General features: G+C 46.9%; 17 protein-coding genes. 14 read left to right on the top strand and 3 right to left on the bottom strand.

The genetic code is table 11. The features are described 5' to 3' along the window. Nucleotides 1-159: 159 nt before the first annotated feature. On the bottom strand, nt 160-627 hold the full coding sequence (locus tag PAEAM_RS30535; protein WP_036610792.1) for a DUF2621 domain-containing protein: 468 nt from the start codon (nt 625-627) through the stop codon (nt 160-162). A gap of 170 nt (nt 628-797) precedes the next feature. Here PAEAM_RS30535 and PAEAM_RS30530 point away from each other — a divergent pair, with 170 nt between their 5' ends. Both PAEAM_RS30530 and purU read left to right on the top strand, forming a co-directional pair. After that, nucleotides 798-1,904: a deoxyribonuclease IV gene (locus tag PAEAM_RS30530; protein WP_017689987.1), complete on the top strand. Its 1,107-nt coding sequence runs from the start codon at nt 798-800 to the stop codon at nt 1,902-1,904. 42 nt (nt 1,905-1,946) lie between these two features. Further along, nucleotides 1,947-2,840 carry a formyltetrahydrofolate deformylase gene (purU, locus tag PAEAM_RS30525; RefSeq protein WP_100529925.1) on the top strand — a complete coding sequence of 298 codons (894 nt, stop codon included), beginning with the start codon at nt 1,947-1,949 and terminating at the stop codon, nt 2,838-2,840. A gap of 74 nt (nt 2,841-2,914) precedes the next feature. Here purU and PAEAM_RS30520 read toward each other — a convergent pair whose 3' ends face one another. Further along, on the bottom strand, nt 2,915-3,394 hold the full coding sequence (locus PAEAM_RS30520) for a hypothetical protein (protein ID WP_100529924.1): 480 nt from the start codon (nt 3,392-3,394) through the stop codon (nt 2,915-2,917). A gap of 437 nt (nt 3,395-3,831) precedes the next feature. Between PAEAM_RS30520 and tkt the strand changes: the two genes are divergently transcribed. The 5 genes from tkt to PAEAM_RS30495 all read left to right on the top strand — a co-directional run bounded on the left by tkt (nt 3,832) and on the right by PAEAM_RS30495 (nt 9,350). Further along, nucleotides 3,832-5,874: a transketolase gene (tkt, locus tag PAEAM_RS30515; protein WP_036610788.1), complete on the top strand. Its 2,043-nt coding sequence runs from the start codon at nt 3,832-3,834 to the stop codon at nt 5,872-5,874. Nucleotides 5,875-6,023: 149 nt separating this feature from the next. Further along, a complete protein-coding gene (gene ppnP, locus PAEAM_RS30510; RefSeq protein ID WP_017689983.1) occupies nt 6,024-6,341 on the top strand; it encodes a pyrimidine/purine nucleoside phosphorylase in 318 nt (105 codons plus the stop codon). Between the two features lie 236 nt (nt 6,342-6,577). Next, nucleotides 6,578-7,933, top strand: a complete 1,356-nt coding sequence (locus tag PAEAM_RS30505; protein ID WP_017689982.1) for a glucose-6-phosphate isomerase — start codon at nt 6,578-6,580, stop codon at nt 7,931-7,933. A gap of 176 nt (nt 7,934-8,109) precedes the next feature. Further along, nucleotides 8,110-8,742 carry a YigZ family protein gene (locus PAEAM_RS30500; RefSeq protein WP_036610785.1) on the top strand — a complete coding sequence of 211 codons (633 nt, stop codon included), beginning with the start codon at nt 8,110-8,112 and terminating at the stop codon, nt 8,740-8,742. Between the two features lie 5 nt (nt 8,743-8,747). After that, nucleotides 8,748-9,350: a TetR/AcrR family transcriptional regulator gene (locus PAEAM_RS30495; protein WP_036669101.1), complete on the top strand. Its 603-nt coding sequence runs from the start codon at nt 8,748-8,750 to the stop codon at nt 9,348-9,350. Between the two features lie 189 nt (nt 9,351-9,539). Here PAEAM_RS30495 and PAEAM_RS30490 read toward each other — a convergent pair whose 3' ends face one another. Further along, nucleotides 9,540-9,941, bottom strand: coding sequence for a secondary thiamine-phosphate synthase enzyme YjbQ (locus PAEAM_RS30490; protein ID WP_100529923.1), 402 nt, complete (start codon nt 9,939-9,941; stop codon nt 9,540-9,542). Nucleotides 9,942-10,435: 494 nt separating this feature from the next. Between PAEAM_RS30490 and cysT the strand changes: the two genes are divergently transcribed. The 7 genes from cysT to PAEAM_RS30460 form a co-directional block, all read left to right on the top strand. Beyond that, the gene (gene cysT, locus PAEAM_RS30485) at nt 10,436-11,251 is read left to right on the top strand and encodes a sulfate ABC transporter permease subunit CysT (RefSeq protein WP_017689978.1); all 816 of its coding nucleotides are present in this window, start codon (nt 10,436-10,438) and stop codon (nt 11,249-11,251) included. Further along, nucleotides 11,248-12,045 (top strand): sulfate ABC transporter permease subunit, encoded by a 798-nt coding sequence (locus tag PAEAM_RS30480; RefSeq protein WP_017689977.1) that lies wholly within the window; start codon nt 11,248-11,250, stop codon nt 12,043-12,045. The genes cysT and PAEAM_RS30480 overlap by 4 nt, the downstream gene beginning before the upstream one ends. A 1-nt stretch (nt 12,046) precedes the next feature. Beyond that, nucleotides 12,047-13,111 carry a sulfate/molybdate ABC transporter ATP-binding protein gene (locus PAEAM_RS30475; protein WP_036610770.1) on the top strand — a complete coding sequence of 355 codons (1,065 nt, stop codon included), beginning with the start codon at nt 12,047-12,049 and terminating at the stop codon, nt 13,109-13,111. Between the two features lie 25 nt (nt 13,112-13,136). After that, nucleotides 13,137-14,201: a sulfate ABC transporter substrate-binding protein gene (locus tag PAEAM_RS30470; protein ID WP_100529922.1), complete on the top strand. Its 1,065-nt coding sequence runs from the start codon at nt 13,137-13,139 to the stop codon at nt 14,199-14,201. 157 nt (nt 14,202-14,358) lie between these two features. Further along, complete coding sequence (locus tag PAEAM_RS30465; RefSeq protein WP_100529921.1) at nt 14,359-14,805, top strand: hypothetical protein; 447 nt, start codon at nt 14,359-14,361, stop codon at nt 14,803-14,805. Nucleotides 14,806-14,908: 103 nt separating this feature from the next. Further along, nucleotides 14,909-15,073, top strand: a complete 165-nt coding sequence (locus tag PAEAM_RS32075; RefSeq protein WP_165790115.1) for a hypothetical protein — start codon at nt 14,909-14,911, stop codon at nt 15,071-15,073. Between the two features lie 17 nt (nt 15,074-15,090). Further along, nucleotides 15,091-15,345, top strand: a 255-nt coding sequence (locus tag PAEAM_RS30460) for an MBL fold metallo-hydrolase (RefSeq protein WP_133120502.1), incomplete at its 3' end; no start/stop codon positions are given.

Below are 15,345 nucleotides of genomic sequence, written 5' to 3'. Positions count from 1 at the left end.
ATCAAACATCCTCTCTGTATTTTCACTGCGCTGAGATATACCGTTGGATCGACAAACAGCCCCGTACGGTAAGCACTGCCTGTTGGGAATAACTTACCTGACGGAGCATATCTGTATCTAATTAACCAAATCTATATGCCACTTAACTCATCTTTTATTTTATTTAATCAAATGTTGATAAGGAGAATAATCGATTTTGTTTTTCTCCAAAAATTTTACCAAAAACTTATTATCCCGCTTTGGTGTGGCAATAATGTATCCTTTGATGCAATGATCTCTCGATACTTCCGTGGCATTGTCTTCAACTGCAATCTTACCGATCTCTGCAGCAATGGAATGTTTGGCGATGTCACGAAATGGCCCAGGCACAGGCTCCACAAGTTGATCCAAAAAAGCTTTGGCTTCATCTGTCCATAAGTGACGGCTGGCTTCAACCCAATAATTCTGCCAATCCAGTTTGGACTTTCCGTCTGCTTTTGGTAGCACTTTCAAAAACTTGCGCATCATGAAAAATCCACCGATACACATGCTGCCTAGCAATAAAAAAGTCCAGAATGCGATCGTATTCATAAACCAATTGCTGGGGGAATAGCTGTTTAGTATTATCGCGTAGGAGTCGAAAATCATTGCGGAGTCACCTCGGTTCATTGATTTTCACGGAAAGACGGATTCCGCCTACCCATGTTCCACATATTAGCTGTAAAAAATAGCCTCTATCCCGAATTATAGCGCATTTCTAGATTTATTTCGATAATCGCGTTAGAATAAGGGATAATTCAGAATAAGGGGGATCAATAATGCTGAAAATCGGCTCCCACGTGTCCTTTTCGGACAAGGGATTATTGAGTGCAACGAAGGAAGCGTCCTCGTACGGTTCCAGTTCGTTTATGATATATACGGGTGCACCACAAAATACACGTCGCAAGCCAATTGAGTCCATGTATATTGAAGAAGGCAAGGTTGCCATGCAAGAGGGTGGAATGGAAGATATCGTTGTCCATGCACCGTACATTGTTAATCTTGGCTCATACAAAGATAATACGTTTAGACTGGCTGTAGATTTCCTTCAGGAAGAGATTCGTCGGACACATGCTATTGGTGTGAAAAACATCGTATTACATCCCGGCGCATTTACAGACAAAGATGCCCACTATGGGATCGGACGGATCGCAGAAGGATTGAATGAAGTGCTGGAGGGTGTGAAAGACACGGATGTGAACATCGCTCTGGAGACCATGGCTGGCAAAGGTACGGAGATGGGTCGCAGTTTCGAAGAGATCGCTCAGATTATCGAGAAAGTAACATATAACGAGCGCCTGACTGTGTGTATGGATACATGTCACATTCATGATGCCGGATATGATATCGTTAATGATTTTGACGGTGTACTGGAACAATTCGATCGTACGGTAGGACTTGACCGCATTGCCGTAATGCATATTAATGATAGTAAGAATGCTGTGGGTGCGCATAAGGACCGTCATACACCAATTGGCTCTGGCTGGATCGGGTTTGAAGCGATTAACCGCATCGTCAACCATGAGAAGCTTCAAGGACGTCCATTTATTCTGGAGACACCTTGGATTGGTAAAGAGGCCAAGACACAGCGTCCAATGTATGAGGTGGAGATTGCGCTGCTTCGTGGGGATGTTGCCGGTCGATTCGGCCAGGATTTCCTGACAGAAGTAGAACAGTTGCAACACTTTTTCAAAGGTAAAGAGATTGAGTCTCGTTCGTATATTCTGGATGTGTGGACGTTGCTCAAAAATGATGCCAAAGCCAAAAAGGCAGATCCGCGCGAACCGCTGGAACGCCTCTATGACATGGTGACTGAAGCTGCACTATTCCCGCATTTGAATGAAGAACAACTGAATCATCGCTTGATTGCATGGCTTGCGGGTTAATCCCGCAGGTCATGGCTTAATTGAAGGAGGAAGAATAACCCCATGGAGATCCACGCTAAACAAGTACGCCCTGATTCTAAAAACCGCGCCGATCGTGCGCGCATGCTTATTTCCTGTCCGGATGGTCCAGGAATTGTAGCTGCCGTATCTCATTTCCTGCACCAGCATGGTGCAAACATTGTTCAGTCGGACCAGTACACAATGGACCCTGCTGGCGGCATGTTCTTTATGCGAATTGAGTTTGATCTTCCGCAATTGTTGGTCAATTTGCCGAAACTGGAAGCTGATTTTGAAGAAGTAGCAAGGCGTTTCCAGATGGAATGGACGTTATCTGCGGTCAGTCGCAAGAAGAAACTGGCTATCTTTGTATCAAAAGAAGATCACTGTCTGGTTGAATTGTTGTGGCAATGGCAGGCAGGCGACCTGGATGCAGATATTGCGCTTGTGGTCAGCAACCATCTGGACATGAAGGACTATGTAGAATCATTTGGCATTCCATATCATCATATCCCAGTTACAGCAGATACGAAAAAAGAAGCGGAACAGCGCCAACTGGACGTCATCGGCAACGATGTGGATGTGATCATTCTGGCTCGTTACATGCAGATTATCTCTCCGATGTTCATTGAGCATTACCGCAATCGAATCATTAATATTCACCATTCGTTCCTGCCAGCCTTCGTGGGTGGTAAACCGTATGCGCAGGCGTACAACCGCGGTGTTAAAATTATCGGTGCGACAGCGCACTATGTTACGGAAGAACTGGATGGCGGCCCGATTATTGAACAGGATGTGCAGCGTGTAAGCCACGGGGACGATGTAACCGAGCTGAAACGTATTGGACGTACCATTGAGCGTGTTGTGCTCGCACGTGCCGTGAAATGGCATGTCGAAGACCGTGTTCTTGTTCACGAAAATAAAACCGTTGTATTTTAAGCTCACGCTTTAATACTGTGCAAGGTTGATTCGGAACCACGTAATAGACTAACAATAAAGCGACCCCAATTCGTTTACGAAACGGGAGTCGCTTTTTTTGTTGTGTTGATATACTTTCCGCACAAGCCAAGCATAATACCAAACAGCAGATGTCCTACAATCCAGTAGAGGATGGCGGACACATCGTACAGGTCTGGCACACGTGATGACAATTGAGAGAGTGGGATATAGAGCAAGGACGAGACTGCACCAAGTAAAATTCCTTTGATCATAGGGCGGCCTGAATGCCTTACCCACCACAGATAGAAGATACCGATGACAACGGACACGATGAGATGCAAAGCAAATTCAATGAATTCGGGTAAGGTTGGCGGAAGACCAGGCACAAAATCAATATTCAGCAGCAGAGTATATACTTGTTCACCTGTGATGGCCTGAATCATTTTGAGGAAAAATCCCAGGACAACTCCCGAGAGAATTCCCGTTAAAATACCGGATATCCAGGGTAATGAGTGTTTTGCCGATGTTGATGGGTGAGCAGCAGGATCTGGCATGATCGAGACCTCCTATGATTGACGCGTGTACATCTGAAAAAAGTAAACCACAGCCCGAATTTTGTAATCCATATTAAGGAACATTATATGTGAATTGAGGATGAATATCTAAAAAATGCATGGTTTTCAGGTAAAAGGTTATACTTCATGCGATGGATTTACGAGGCTCCTTAAGTCTGTTTTTGGAATTTAGTACCTTGTACAGTACGATTTTTGCTTGATAGGCCAAGGAATATTCATCACAAACAACCGATTTTTCACGAACTTCTAAAAGAAGGTTATGGAAAAGCTTCACGCCAAGTGATACAATACAAAAGTGAATAAGTCAAAATGAAACACTCAAGCGGATTCACTTATTGTGAAATTCGGTTTGCTTGTATGATGAGAGGGATTCGCTTGCGCACCCGACTTATCTAAAGACATGAGGAGGACAAACCATGACTGACAAGAACGAAGCGATTCAAAAGGACGAGAACACTACAATCGACAACCTGTCGATTACTACCGTACGTACTTTGGCGATTGATGCAATTGAGAAGGCAAATTCCGGACATCCGGGTATGCCTATGGGCTCCGCTCCAATGGGGTACCAACTTTTTGCAAAAACGATGACTCATAACCCGGACCACCCAACTTGGGTTAACCGGGACCGTTTTGTCCTGTCTGCAGGACATGGCTCCATGTTGTTGTACAGCTTGCTGCACCTGAGCGGATATGATCTTCCAATGGAAGAACTGAAACAGTTCCGTCAATGGGGAAGCAAAACTCCGGGTCACCCGGAATTCGGACATACTGCAGGTGTTGATGCAACTACAGGCCCACTGGGTCAAGGTATTGCAATGGCTGTAGGTATGGCGATGGCTGAAGCTCAACTGGGCGCAACATACAATAAAGACAAATTCAACGTAGTTGACCACTACACTTACGCAATCTGTGGTGATGGCGACTTGATGGAAGGCGTATCTCATGAATCAGCTTCCCTGGCTGGACGTTTGCACCTGGGCAAACTGATCATGTTGTTCGACTCCAATGACATCACGTTGGATGGTAAATTGGATCTGTCTTCTTCCGAAAGCATCGCGAAGCGTTTTGAAGCTTATGGCTGGCAAGTGCTGCGCGTTGAAGATGGTAACGATCTGCCTGCAATCGAAAAAGCAATTCAGGAAGGTCAAGCAGATACACTGCGTCCTACACTGATCGAAGTTAAAACGGTTATCGGTTATGGTAGCCCGAACAAACAAGGTAAAGGCGGCCACGGCGGTACTCACGGATCTCCACTGGGTGCAGACGAAGCCAAATTGACTAAAGAGTATTATAAATGGGTTTACGAAGAAAACTTCCACGTACCAGCTGAAGTTCGCGATCACTTTGCACAAGTGAAAGATCGTGGTATCTCTGCTAACAAAGCTTGGGATGAGAAATTTGCCGAGTACAAAAAAGCCTTCCCTGAGCTGGCAGCTCAATTCGAAACAGCGATTAACGGCGACCTTCCAGAAGGTTGGGACCGTGATCTTCCTAAATATGCAGCAACAGACAAAGCTCTTTCCACTCGTGTAGCATCCGGTAACGCTCTGAACGGTCTGGCGCACAACGTGCCACAACTGACAGGTGGATCTGCTGACTTGGAAAGCTCCACAATGACTCACTTGAACAACCTGGAGAACTTCACACCTGAAGATTACTCCGGCCGTAACATCTACTTCGGTATCCGTGAATTCGGTATGGCTGGAGCAATGAACGGTATGGCACTGCACAGCGGTGTGAAAGTATTCGGAGGTACGTTCTTCGTATTTACCGATTACCTGCGTCCGGCTGTTCGTCTGGCTGCCCTGATGGGATTGCCTGTAACGTATGTTCTGACTCACGACAGTATCGCTGTTGGTGAAGACGGTCCTACGCACGAACCGATCGAGCAATTGGCATCCCTGCGTATCATTCCTAACCTGACGGTTATTCGTCCGGCTGATGGTAATGAAACTTCGGCTGCTTGGGCTTACGCGCTTGAGAACAAGAGCAACCCGGTTGCACTCGTACTCACTCGTCAAAACCTGCCGATCCTGGAAGGTACGGTTGAAGGTTCACGTGAGAACGTGAAACGTGGTGCTTATGTTGTCTCTGATGCAAAAGATGGCAAAGCGGTAGCACAAATTATCGCTACAGGTTCTGAAGTGCAATTGGCTGTTAAAGCTCAAGCGGCGCTTGCAGAACAAGGCATCCAAGTTCGCGTAATCAGCATGCCAAGCTGGGATCTGTTCGAGAAACAAGACAAAGCTTACAAAGAGTCCGTTCTTCTTCCGGATGTTAAAGCTCGTCTTGCGATTGAAATGGCTTATCCAATGGGCTGGGAGAAATATGTTGGAGATCAAGGTGACATTCTCGGAATCAGCACATTTGGTGCATCCGCGCCTGGCGACCGTGTTATCCAAGAGTATGGCTTTACAGTGGATAACGTGGTTAGCCGCGTAAAAGCATTGCTGTAATAGCTTCATAAGCGCTGCTATGGTTGGGAGGGCATCATGCTGTCCTGATCCATGGCAGTAAGTTATTTCCGCAGAGATGGGCGGTGACTCATGATCGCCCTGATCTGTTTTGCCTTTTGTTTTCATTAACTTCAGGGGAGCGGGTACGCATGTCACAATTCGATCAAGTCAGTGTAGTGAAAGAGGCCAACATTTATTATGATGGTCAGGTAACCAGCAGAACGGTTATTTTGGGGGATGGCAGCAAAGTGACTCTGGGCATCATGCTTCCAGGCAGTTATGAGTTCGGTACGGATTCCCGTGAAATTATGGAGATTCTGTCCGGAGATCTGAAAGTATTGCTTCCCGGAGAAGAAGAGTGGCAAGAGATTCAAGGCCAAGCTACGTTCCACGTGCCTGCCGAATCCAAATTTAAACTGGAGATACGCAGCGTTACTGACTACGTCTGCTCGTACCCGGCGGAATAACATAAGAAGGGTAAGCAGAACCGCAACCCGCGGATTCGGTTTACCCTTTTTGCTTCTTGAATTCTAACGACAAAGTTCGAGCTGCAAGCTTGTCAGCCCCGTGGATTTGAAGTATCCTTAAGGCAAGTTGTTTAGAATGGAATACGGACATAATATAAGAGGTTGTTCAAAAAGTCCGCTTTTGATTACAAAGTTTGAACACGCACTATAATCGAAATCAGGAGGTTTTTGAGATCATGGCAAAAAAAGTGACATTTGACTATAGCACGGCATTGCAATTTGTAAATCAGCACGAAGTGGATTATTTCGCAGAACCGATTCGTCTGGCTCACGAGCAGCTTCACAACGGAACAGGAACAGGCTCCGATTATCTGGGCTGGATTGATCTGCCAACGGCTTATGACAAAGAAGAGTTTGCTCGCATTCAAAAAGCGGCTGCCAAAATCCAAAGCGACTCCGAAGTACTGATTGTTATCGGTATCGGTGGATCATACCTGGGTGCACGTGCAGCGATTGAAATGCTGACTCACTCGTTCTATAACAATCTGCCAAAAGACAAACGCAAAACGCCTGAAATCTATTTTGCAGGAAACAATATCAGTTCCACATATGTAACTCATTTGCTGGATCTGGTTGAAGGCAAAGATTTCTCCGTCAACGTTATCTCCAAATCCGGTACAACAACAGAGCCGGCAATTGCTTTCCGTATCTTCCGTGCAGCACTGGAAGAGAAATATGGTAAAGAAGAAGCTCGCAAACGCATCTATGCTACAACAGACAAAGCACGTGGTGCATTGAAAGAACTGGCAAATGCAGAAGGATACGAATCTTTCATTATCCCGGATGATGTAGGTGGACGTTACTCCGTTCTGACAGCTGTAGGTTTGCTGCCAATCGCAGCAGCGGGTATCAGCATCGAAGAAATGATGCAAGGTGCGGCTGACGCATCCAAAGAATACAGCAACCCGAACGTAGCTGAGAATGAAGCATATCAATATGCTGCTGTTCGTAACGCATTGTATCGCAAAGGCAAAGGCACTGAGATCCTTGTAAACTATGAGCCATCCCTGCACTTCGTGTCCGAGTGGTGGAAACAACTGTTTGGAGAGAGTGAAGGTAAAGATTACAAAGGGATCTATCCTGCATCCGTTGATTTCTCTACAGACTTGCACTCCATGGGTCAATTCATCCAGGAAGGTAGCCGGAATATCTTCGAAACTGTTATCCAGGTTACTGAAGTTGCTGAGCATATCTCAATCAAATCCGATCCGGACGATCTGGATGGTTTGAACTTCCTTGAAGGCAAAACTATGGACTTTGTTAACAAAAAAGCGTTCCAAGGAACACTGCTTGCACATACAGATGGTCAAGTACCAAACCTGATTGTGAACATTCCAGATATGACTCCATATTCTTTCGGATATCTGGTATACTTCTTTGAAAAAGCATGCGGTATCAGTGGCTACCTGCTGGGCGTCAATCCATTTGACCAACCAGGCGTGGAAGCTTACAAGAAAAATATGTTCGCATTGCTGGGCAAACCAGGCTTTGAAGAAGAGAAAGCAGCGCTCGAAGCGAGACTTTCCGAATAATTCATCGGTCTGCTCATATAGTTGAATAAGGTAATGTAAATCTAACCGGTAATCACTGTTTGTGTAAGATGCAGGGTTCCCGGATGTAGATAACCAGGGCAGTTCGTCCGCGTTCGCGCGGTGAACTGCTTTCTTGTAAAATGGACTCAGGAAAAGATCAGAAAGTTGGATTTAGGATGATTGAACGTTATCGCACGGTTCGAGGACCGGGCAATCTGGAAATTGTAATCAAGAAGTCGCGATTTATCGGTCATATTATGCCGGTCACGACAGAAGAAGAGGCTGTTGCCTTCATTGATGAGATCAAGAAAAAACATTGGAATGCAACTCATAACTGCTCTGCATACATGATTGGGGAGCGGGACGAGATCCAGAAGCAATCCGATGACGGTGAACCCAGCGGAACAGCAGGGAAACCCATTCTTGAAGTGATCAAAAATCAGAAATTAAAAAATGTGGCAATTGTGGTTACGCGATACTTCGGGGGAATCATGCTTGGAGCTGGCGGGTTAATTCGTGCTTATACAGATGGAGCTGTAGCAGCCATTGAAGCCGGAGAAGCCATTACCAACGTGCTGCATCGTGAAGTGTTTGTTGAACTGGATTATACGTGGCTGGGTAAAGTGGAAAATGAGTTAAGAAGCCGGGAAGTCCGTACAGGTGAAACTGGATTCACCGATAAGGTTACGTTGACTTGTCTTCCGCCGGATAGTGAAACCGAGGCTTTTGTAGCCTGGATCACGGATTTGACGCAAGGGCAATCCCGGATCACGGAGGGACAGCGGCTTTATTTTATTGAAGGGGAATAAAATATATGGCTAGAAGAGCAGTCGAACAGGAGTTGTCGAGGGAGCGGATACTGGAGGCGGCGAGGCACCTTTTTATTACCAAAGGATACCGCGCCATTTCGATGCGAAGCATCGGCCAGCATCTGGGCTATAGTCATGGGTCGCTGTATTATCACTTTAAGGAAAAGGCAGAGCTGTTCTATGCCATCGTGGTTGAAGATTTTAATCATCTGGGGCATTTGCTGCTGCAAGCCATGGTCAGGCCAGTTCGTGATGATGTGAGCAAGGTAGAGCACATTATGATGGAGTTTATTCGCTTTGGTCTGGAGAATCCATACCAATACGAAATTATGTTTATGATCAGGGACGAAGAACTGTTGTCTTATTGTCGTACCGAACAGGGACGTTGCTTCGAATTGTTTGCATCGATTATAAGGCAGTATATGAATGAAGCGAACTGTACGGAAGAGGATATTCAAAGGGTACCGCGTACGCTATTTTTGGCTATGCACGGATTCATTTCTTATTACATTCAGGACCGTTTAACGTTTGTGGAGATTGAATCGTCTGCGCTGTCTCATGTCAAAGTGCTGTGCCGCAATCTGGGTCAGCAGCCTGGCGACCAATAATGGCGCTGTTGTTGCACCCCTACACTTCAGGGCGGTGATTTGTCATAACTTTAATTCTTTATAGCGTTGTCTCGCGAAAGTTAGTAAACGCAGCAGACCAAGTCAGGCGGCTCCGACCCGAAATGAGGGTGGACCGCCTGTTTGTGTTTGCAAAAATGAACGAGTAGGTGGCAGGCCTATTGGACCCAACTAACCTTCCATGATTTTGAGAAAGTACTCCCGCTCACGTGGTCCATCGAATTCGCAAAAGTAAATGCCTTGCCAGCGGCCAAGCAGCAGTCTGCCTTCGTGAATAATCACCGTCTGTGATGGCCCTGTTGTGATCGATTTGAGGTGAGAGGCTGTATTACCTTCGGCATGTCGATACTCGGGATGCTCCCAGGGATACACTTCGTCAAGGCGCAACAATACATCGTGTTTCACATCCGGGTCTGCATTTTCGTTGATGGCAATCCCCGACGTCGTATGAGGACAGTAGATGAGCACCGTCCCATTCTGTACGCCGCTACTCTGGACAACCTGCTTTACGTCCCATGTGATATCCTTCATTTCATCTCGTGTGGAAGTGGATATATTCTTCGTGTATAACATGTTAGATCACTCCTTATCATCTCTGTTCTTACCCTCGATTGTACCTTAACCACTACATACCAAACAAACCACATATGCAGACGGATATGTGAATCGCACAATAACGGAGAGTACAGAAATAACCTGAAGAAGCGGAAGCTCAAAGCTTTCTGTAGGAAAGCTGCTTCGGAAGCATAAGCTGCGCCTTTATCACCGGATTTCCCCTTAAAAAAGGGGATCAAAGAAATCTGGGGATAACAGTGATCGGAAGGTTGTTCTGGCCGCGCAGTGTACAGTGCGATTTTTATTAATCGTTCTCATATGAGGCCCAATTATATTCAATAAAAGCATTGACGATTAGCACTGCAAACTGGTAAAGTATCAGAAAAGCAAAACCAAGTAGACTAATGGGAATAATATTAAAGTAATATCATCCAACTTAGGAAAAATGTCGTATTAAATCCAGGAAGACTGCCGACCGGAGCTAAAGCCGGAGGCTGGGAGGGAACGCAGCAATGAATACCGTTCTTCGTCATAAGGGATGGACTTGGGGATTTCGCAGTACCGTATTGTTATATTTTATCGTACTTATTGTACTTCCAATCATCGGTGTGTACGTCAATTCCTTCTCTGAAGGATGGAGCAACTTTGTTCAGAGCATTATGGACCCCATCGCGTGGAAAGCCGTCCTGTTGACCATTCGGCTGGCCGTTATTGCCACGCTGATTAATGTGGTTTTGGGCACGATGATCGCCTGGGTGTTGACAAGGTATCGTTTTGTGGGCCGATCGTTTCTTAACAGTCTGGTTGATCTTCCGTTTGCACTGCCAACAGCGGTGGGCGGCTTGATGATTATGCTGCTTTTGGGTCCGGTCAGTGCCATCGGGAAACTGGCAGAATCCATGGGATTTGAGATTGTATTTCACCAGCCCGCCATTGTTATCGCGATGACCTTTGTCACGTTTCCGTTTGTTATCCGTGCAGTGCAGCCTTTGCTGGAAGAAATCGATCCTTCGGAGGAAGAGGCCTCGTACACGATGGGGGCATCCAAGGCTCGCACGTTTATGCAGGTTATTCTGCCTTCTATGGCACCTGGCATGATCAGTGGGGGGATGCTGGCTTTCTCGAGAGGACTGGCTGAATTTGGGGCTGTTGTGCTGGTGGCTGGTAACATTCCGGGAAGAACACTGACTGCTTCCGTATTTATCTACGGGGAGATTGAAAGTGATAATCCAACGGGGGCTGCTGCTGTATCCGTGTTGCTCCTGACGCTCTCCTTCCTGATCCTCTGGCTGATCAATCTGGTGCAGATGCGGGGGAGAAGACGATGAGACGACTGTTAATCGGACTGACGTTTGCGGTATTTATTGTACTGCTGATCATCCCACTTGGACGCATTTTTATTGGCGCATTTGAAGACGGGGCAGGTGGATTCCTGAAAGGGTTAATGCGCCCTGAGGCGTTACATGCCTTGATGATGACCGGACTGGTGGTTCTGGTGGTCACCCTGTTAAATACATTGTTTGGCATCATGATGGCTCTGTATCTGGTTCGTGCCGGATGGCTGAGTGAACGAATAAAAGGGCTGCTGAACAGCATTGTAGACCTGCCTTATGCCGTATCTCCTGTCATTGGCGGCTTGATGATTGTGTTGATGTTGGGACCTAACAGCATTATGGGTGCTTTTTTTGAAGGGATTGGATTCAATGTGGTCTATGCTTTCCCGGGTATGGTGATCGCAACGTTATTTGTTACCTTTCCACTGATGGTCAGAGAGGTTATGCCTGTCCTGCAGGAACTCGGTTCCCAGCAAGAGGAGGCCGCATCTACACTTGGCGCTTACGGCTGGAGAACGTTCTGGAGTGTGACATGGCCTTCGATCCGCTGGGCGGTAGTGTATGGTCTAGTCTTGACGGTTGCGCGCTCGCTTGGGGAATTCGGTGCAGTGCTGGTGGTATCCGGTAATATTATGAACAAAACGCAGACCGCAACAACCCTGGTGTACCAGGATGTTGAGAATTTTAATGTGGCTGCCGCAAATGGTGTGGCATTGGTGCTGGTCACCTTCTCCGTCGGGCTGCTGCTCATGATGGAATGGGCCAAGAAGCGAAAGGAAGTGCATTGATATGCATGTAGAAGTCCGTGATCTGAACAAACATTTCGGTGATTTTCATGCGGTAAAAGATGTCTCATTCGATATTGCCAAAGGTCATCTGATCGGTCTGCTTGGACCCAGCGGAGGCGGGAAGACGTCCATCCTGCGGATGCTTGCGGGTCTGGAGAATCCGGGTTCCGGAGAGATTCGCTTTCACGGAAAAGTGGTGAACCATCTGCCTCCACAGGAGCGGGGCATCGGATTTGTATTCCAGAACTATGCCTTGTTCAAACATATGACGGTATTTGAGAATATTGCTTTTGGACTCAAGGTCAAGAAGACGCCAAAAGCCCAGATCCGTGATCGGGTGATGGAACTCGTTGAACTGACCGGCTTAAAAGGTTTCGAACAGCGCTACCCACATCAGTTGTCTGGTGGGCAGCGTCAGCGTGTTGCTTTTGCCAGAGCACTCGCCCCGGAGCCCCAGCTATTATTGCTGGACGAACCGTTCGCGGCCATTGATGCTAAGATCCGTCAGGAACTGCGTTCATGGTTGCGTGAGTTGATTGAACGGGTAGGGATTACTTCGATATTTGTAACGCATGACCAGGATGAAGCGATTGAAGTGGCGGACGAAATCATGATTATCAGCCAAGGTCGTCTCGAACAGAAGGGCACACCTTGGGATATCTACAAAAACCCGCAGACACCGTTTGTTGCCACATTTATCGGGGAGTCTACGGTTGTGGAGGATGCCTCTCAGTTGAAAGGATTCGAACATGCCGTCGAGGGTGAACATACCAAAGCGCTGATTCGACCGGAGTATATTGAAATCGGCTTGAAAAACGAGTTCACCATGTTGTCTGCAACGGAAAAAGGTACAGTCAAACATCTTCATTTCCGCGGCAGTGAATGGATGGTAGAGGTGGACGTACAGGGTCATAAGTTAATCACATATCGTTCCCTGGAGAAAACGACATTGGAGATCGGTCAACAAATTCGAGTCCTTGTACACCGTGCATACCTGTTCAATGACTCCAACAGTTGGGTGGTTGAGAACCGACTGAAGGAAGATCCGATGCCGGTGATGATTTAGATCAAGTGGAAGAAAGGGGCTGCCCATGCAGACGAGGAAGAAGAAAGCCATACTCTTATATGTTGCCCTCATGCTTCTGCTCGTCTGCATGACCGCTGGATGCAGCAAGCAGGAGGAGTCAAGCGAACAGAACGAGCCCTCTGGTAACGATTCATCCAATACGCTGGTGATTGGTGCTTATAGTGTAGCGAAAGATGCTGTAGGCGAATTGCTACCCAAGTTCCAAGAGGAGTGGAAGGCAAAAACCGGACAGACGATTAACTTTCAAGAATCCTATGAAGCTTCGGGCACACAGGCAAGAGCCATCGTTGGTGGATTCGAGGCTGATGTAGCCTTGCTCGCGATGGAGAGTGATATCGAGAAGTTGGTCAAAGCCGATCTGGTTAGCTCTGATTGGAAACAGACCCCTAATGAGGGCATGATCACCCGTTCAATTGTTGTTCTGGGCACAAGAGCGGGCAACCCGCTCGGTATTCGTGATTTTCAGGACTTAACCAAGCCAGGAGTGAAGGTACTGTACCCCAATCCAAAGACATCCGGAGGCGCACAATGGGACATTAATGCCATTTATGGTGCCGGATTGAAACTGTCGGAGGAGCAAGAGGGGAAGAAAGATCCTGCCGCAGCCAAGGCTTTTCTTGAACAGGTACATCGTAACGTTGAATCATTGGACAAGAGTGGACGTTCTTCGATGGCGGCATTCGAATATGGTGTGGGTGATGTCATCGTCACGTATGAAAATGAATTGCTTGCCCGGATCGCCAAAAATGTAGATTATGACATCGTCATTCCAAAAAATACGATCCTGATTGAGAACCCGGCAGTTGTGGTGAATAAATATGCCGATAAACATGGAAATCGCGAACTGGCAGAAGCCTTTGTCGCATATCTGCGTACACCAGAGGCACAGCGCATTTTTGCCAAGCATGGTTTTCGTTCAGTAGATCCAGATGTATTTGCACAGACAGAGTCGACATTCCCAACGCCAGAAGGACTATTTGATATCAACTATCTGGGTGGATGGGACGAGGTACGAAGTACGTTGTACTCCAAACGCGGCGTGTGGTATCAGGTACTCGCTGGATTATGAGTATTGCTGATGTAATCGAATAGGTAACCGAGCATGTGGATACTAAACCTTCATTTCAATGGAAGTAGAGATGGAGGTTTTTTACTGCCAAAAGGTTATAATAGAGGTATACTGAATCATGATTGTTACATAGTACTAGCAGGAAGGTGTGAGTTGGATGAGTGCAGAGATCAAATTATCCCAAAGTACAGCAATTCGACTGGAGCAGGCCCGCGGTAAGGGGATGCCTGAGGAAGAAATTTTAAAAGCTATTCAAGCGAAGGACGTTTCCGCTTTTGACGCCGTGTCTGAAGAGGAATACCGATATAACGAATTTTTCTCGTATGCGGATGAGCATGGTGAAAATCTGGAGGCAGCAGTAAAAGATGGCTACCGGATTACCTTTAACACGCGTGGTGGACTCGGAATCTGGTTGGAGAAAGCCTTCAAGGTACAGCCCGAGAAAGACTTCACAGTGGGTGAAGGAATCATCACCGGATTACAGTTGAAACCGGAGCAGGCAGAGGTACTGGCGAAGCGGCTTGCATCGAACTGGGTCATTACGGATTCGAAGGATGTACCTGCGGGTCAGGAACTGACGTTGAAGCTGCGGGCACTGGTATAGTTCCAGCGCGGAGTGGATGTGACTCGAATTAATCGGTCGTGGCCTGTTTAAAAGGTAAGGCCTGATCCTTCATGCGGATGACCCGCTTATAAGGTTGCATCACATGCTGACGAAGCGTACGCTCCCGAATGGAGCGAAGCATGGAATTAAAGGTCTGACGGTGAACGGTCAGACCACAGACTGTCCCGAATTGCAGTGGAGAACTGCAGCGGGATGGTCTTTTTTTTGCAAAAACGGAGGTGGACGATTACAATCTACATATCATTAATTCAGGGGGAATGCGGATTGAATCAGCTAACATTTCTGGGCACTGGCGATGCGATGGGCGTTCCACGTGTGTATTGTGAGTGCAAAGTATGTACAGAGGCAAGGCTTACGGGAGAGAATAAACGGAAACGTTCTTCTGTTCTGATTGACGGTGGTGGGGATGGTACGAGTGAACAGTTCATGATTGACTGCGGACCAGACTGGAGATCACAGATGGAGGATCAGGGATTACGTATGGTGCATACGCTGCTCATCACTCATGCCCATTTTGAC

The organism is Paenibacillus sp. GM1FR (assembly GCF_002803315.1).
GTDB lineage: Bacteria > Bacillota > Bacilli > Paenibacillales > Paenibacillaceae > Paenibacillus > Paenibacillus amylolyticus.
Note: the sequence above shows the minus strand (reverse complement) of the source record. Positions and strands in the feature narration are given on the sequence as shown.

What these genes read in the sequence shown, in the direction of transcription:
- PAEAM_RS30530 (WP_017689987.1), top strand. Translation starts at nt 798, where the DNA reads ATGCTGAAAATCGGCTCCCACGTGTCCTTTTCGGACAAGGGATTATTG.
- purU (WP_100529925.1), top strand. Translation starts at nt 1,947, where the DNA reads ATGGAGATCCACGCTAAACAAGTACGCCCTGATTCTAAAAACCGCGCC.
- PAEAM_RS32075 (WP_165790115.1), top strand. Translation starts at nt 14,909, where the DNA reads ATGCTGACGAAGCGTACGCTCCCGAATGGAGCGAAGCATGGAATTAAA.
- PAEAM_RS30480 (WP_017689977.1), top strand. Translation starts at nt 11,248, where the DNA reads ATGAGACGACTGTTAATCGGACTGACGTTTGCGGTATTTATTGTACTG.
- PAEAM_RS30475 (WP_036610770.1), top strand. Translation starts at nt 12,047, where the DNA reads ATGCATGTAGAAGTCCGTGATCTGAACAAACATTTCGGTGATTTTCAT.
- PAEAM_RS30465 (WP_100529921.1), top strand. Translation starts at nt 14,359, where the DNA reads ATGAGTGCAGAGATCAAATTATCCCAAAGTACAGCAATTCGACTGGAG.
- tkt (WP_036610788.1), top strand. Translation starts at nt 3,832, where the DNA reads ATGACTGACAAGAACGAAGCGATTCAAAAGGACGAGAACACTACAATC.
- PAEAM_RS30535 (WP_036610792.1), bottom strand. Translation starts at nt 627, where the DNA reads ATGATTTTCGACTCCTACGCGATAATACTAAACAGCTATTCCCCCAGC.
- PAEAM_RS30495 (WP_036669101.1), top strand. Translation starts at nt 8,748, where the DNA reads ATGGCTAGAAGAGCAGTCGAACAGGAGTTGTCGAGGGAGCGGATACTG.
- ppnP (WP_017689983.1), top strand. Translation starts at nt 6,024, where the DNA reads ATGTCACAATTCGATCAAGTCAGTGTAGTGAAAGAGGCCAACATTTAT.
- cysT (WP_017689978.1), top strand. Translation starts at nt 10,436, where the DNA reads ATGAATACCGTTCTTCGTCATAAGGGATGGACTTGGGGATTTCGCAGT.
- PAEAM_RS30470 (WP_100529922.1), top strand. Translation starts at nt 13,137, where the DNA reads ATGCAGACGAGGAAGAAGAAAGCCATACTCTTATATGTTGCCCTCATG.
- PAEAM_RS30500 (WP_036610785.1), top strand. Translation starts at nt 8,110, where the DNA reads ATGATTGAACGTTATCGCACGGTTCGAGGACCGGGCAATCTGGAAATT.
- PAEAM_RS30520 (WP_100529924.1), bottom strand. Translation starts at nt 3,394, where the DNA reads ATGCCAGATCCTGCTGCTCACCCATCAACATCGGCAAAACACTCATTA.
- PAEAM_RS30490 (WP_100529923.1), bottom strand. Translation starts at nt 9,941, where the DNA reads ATGTTATACACGAAGAATATATCCACTTCCACACGAGATGAAATGAAG.
- PAEAM_RS30505 (WP_017689982.1), top strand. Translation starts at nt 6,578, where the DNA reads ATGGCAAAAAAAGTGACATTTGACTATAGCACGGCATTGCAATTTGTA.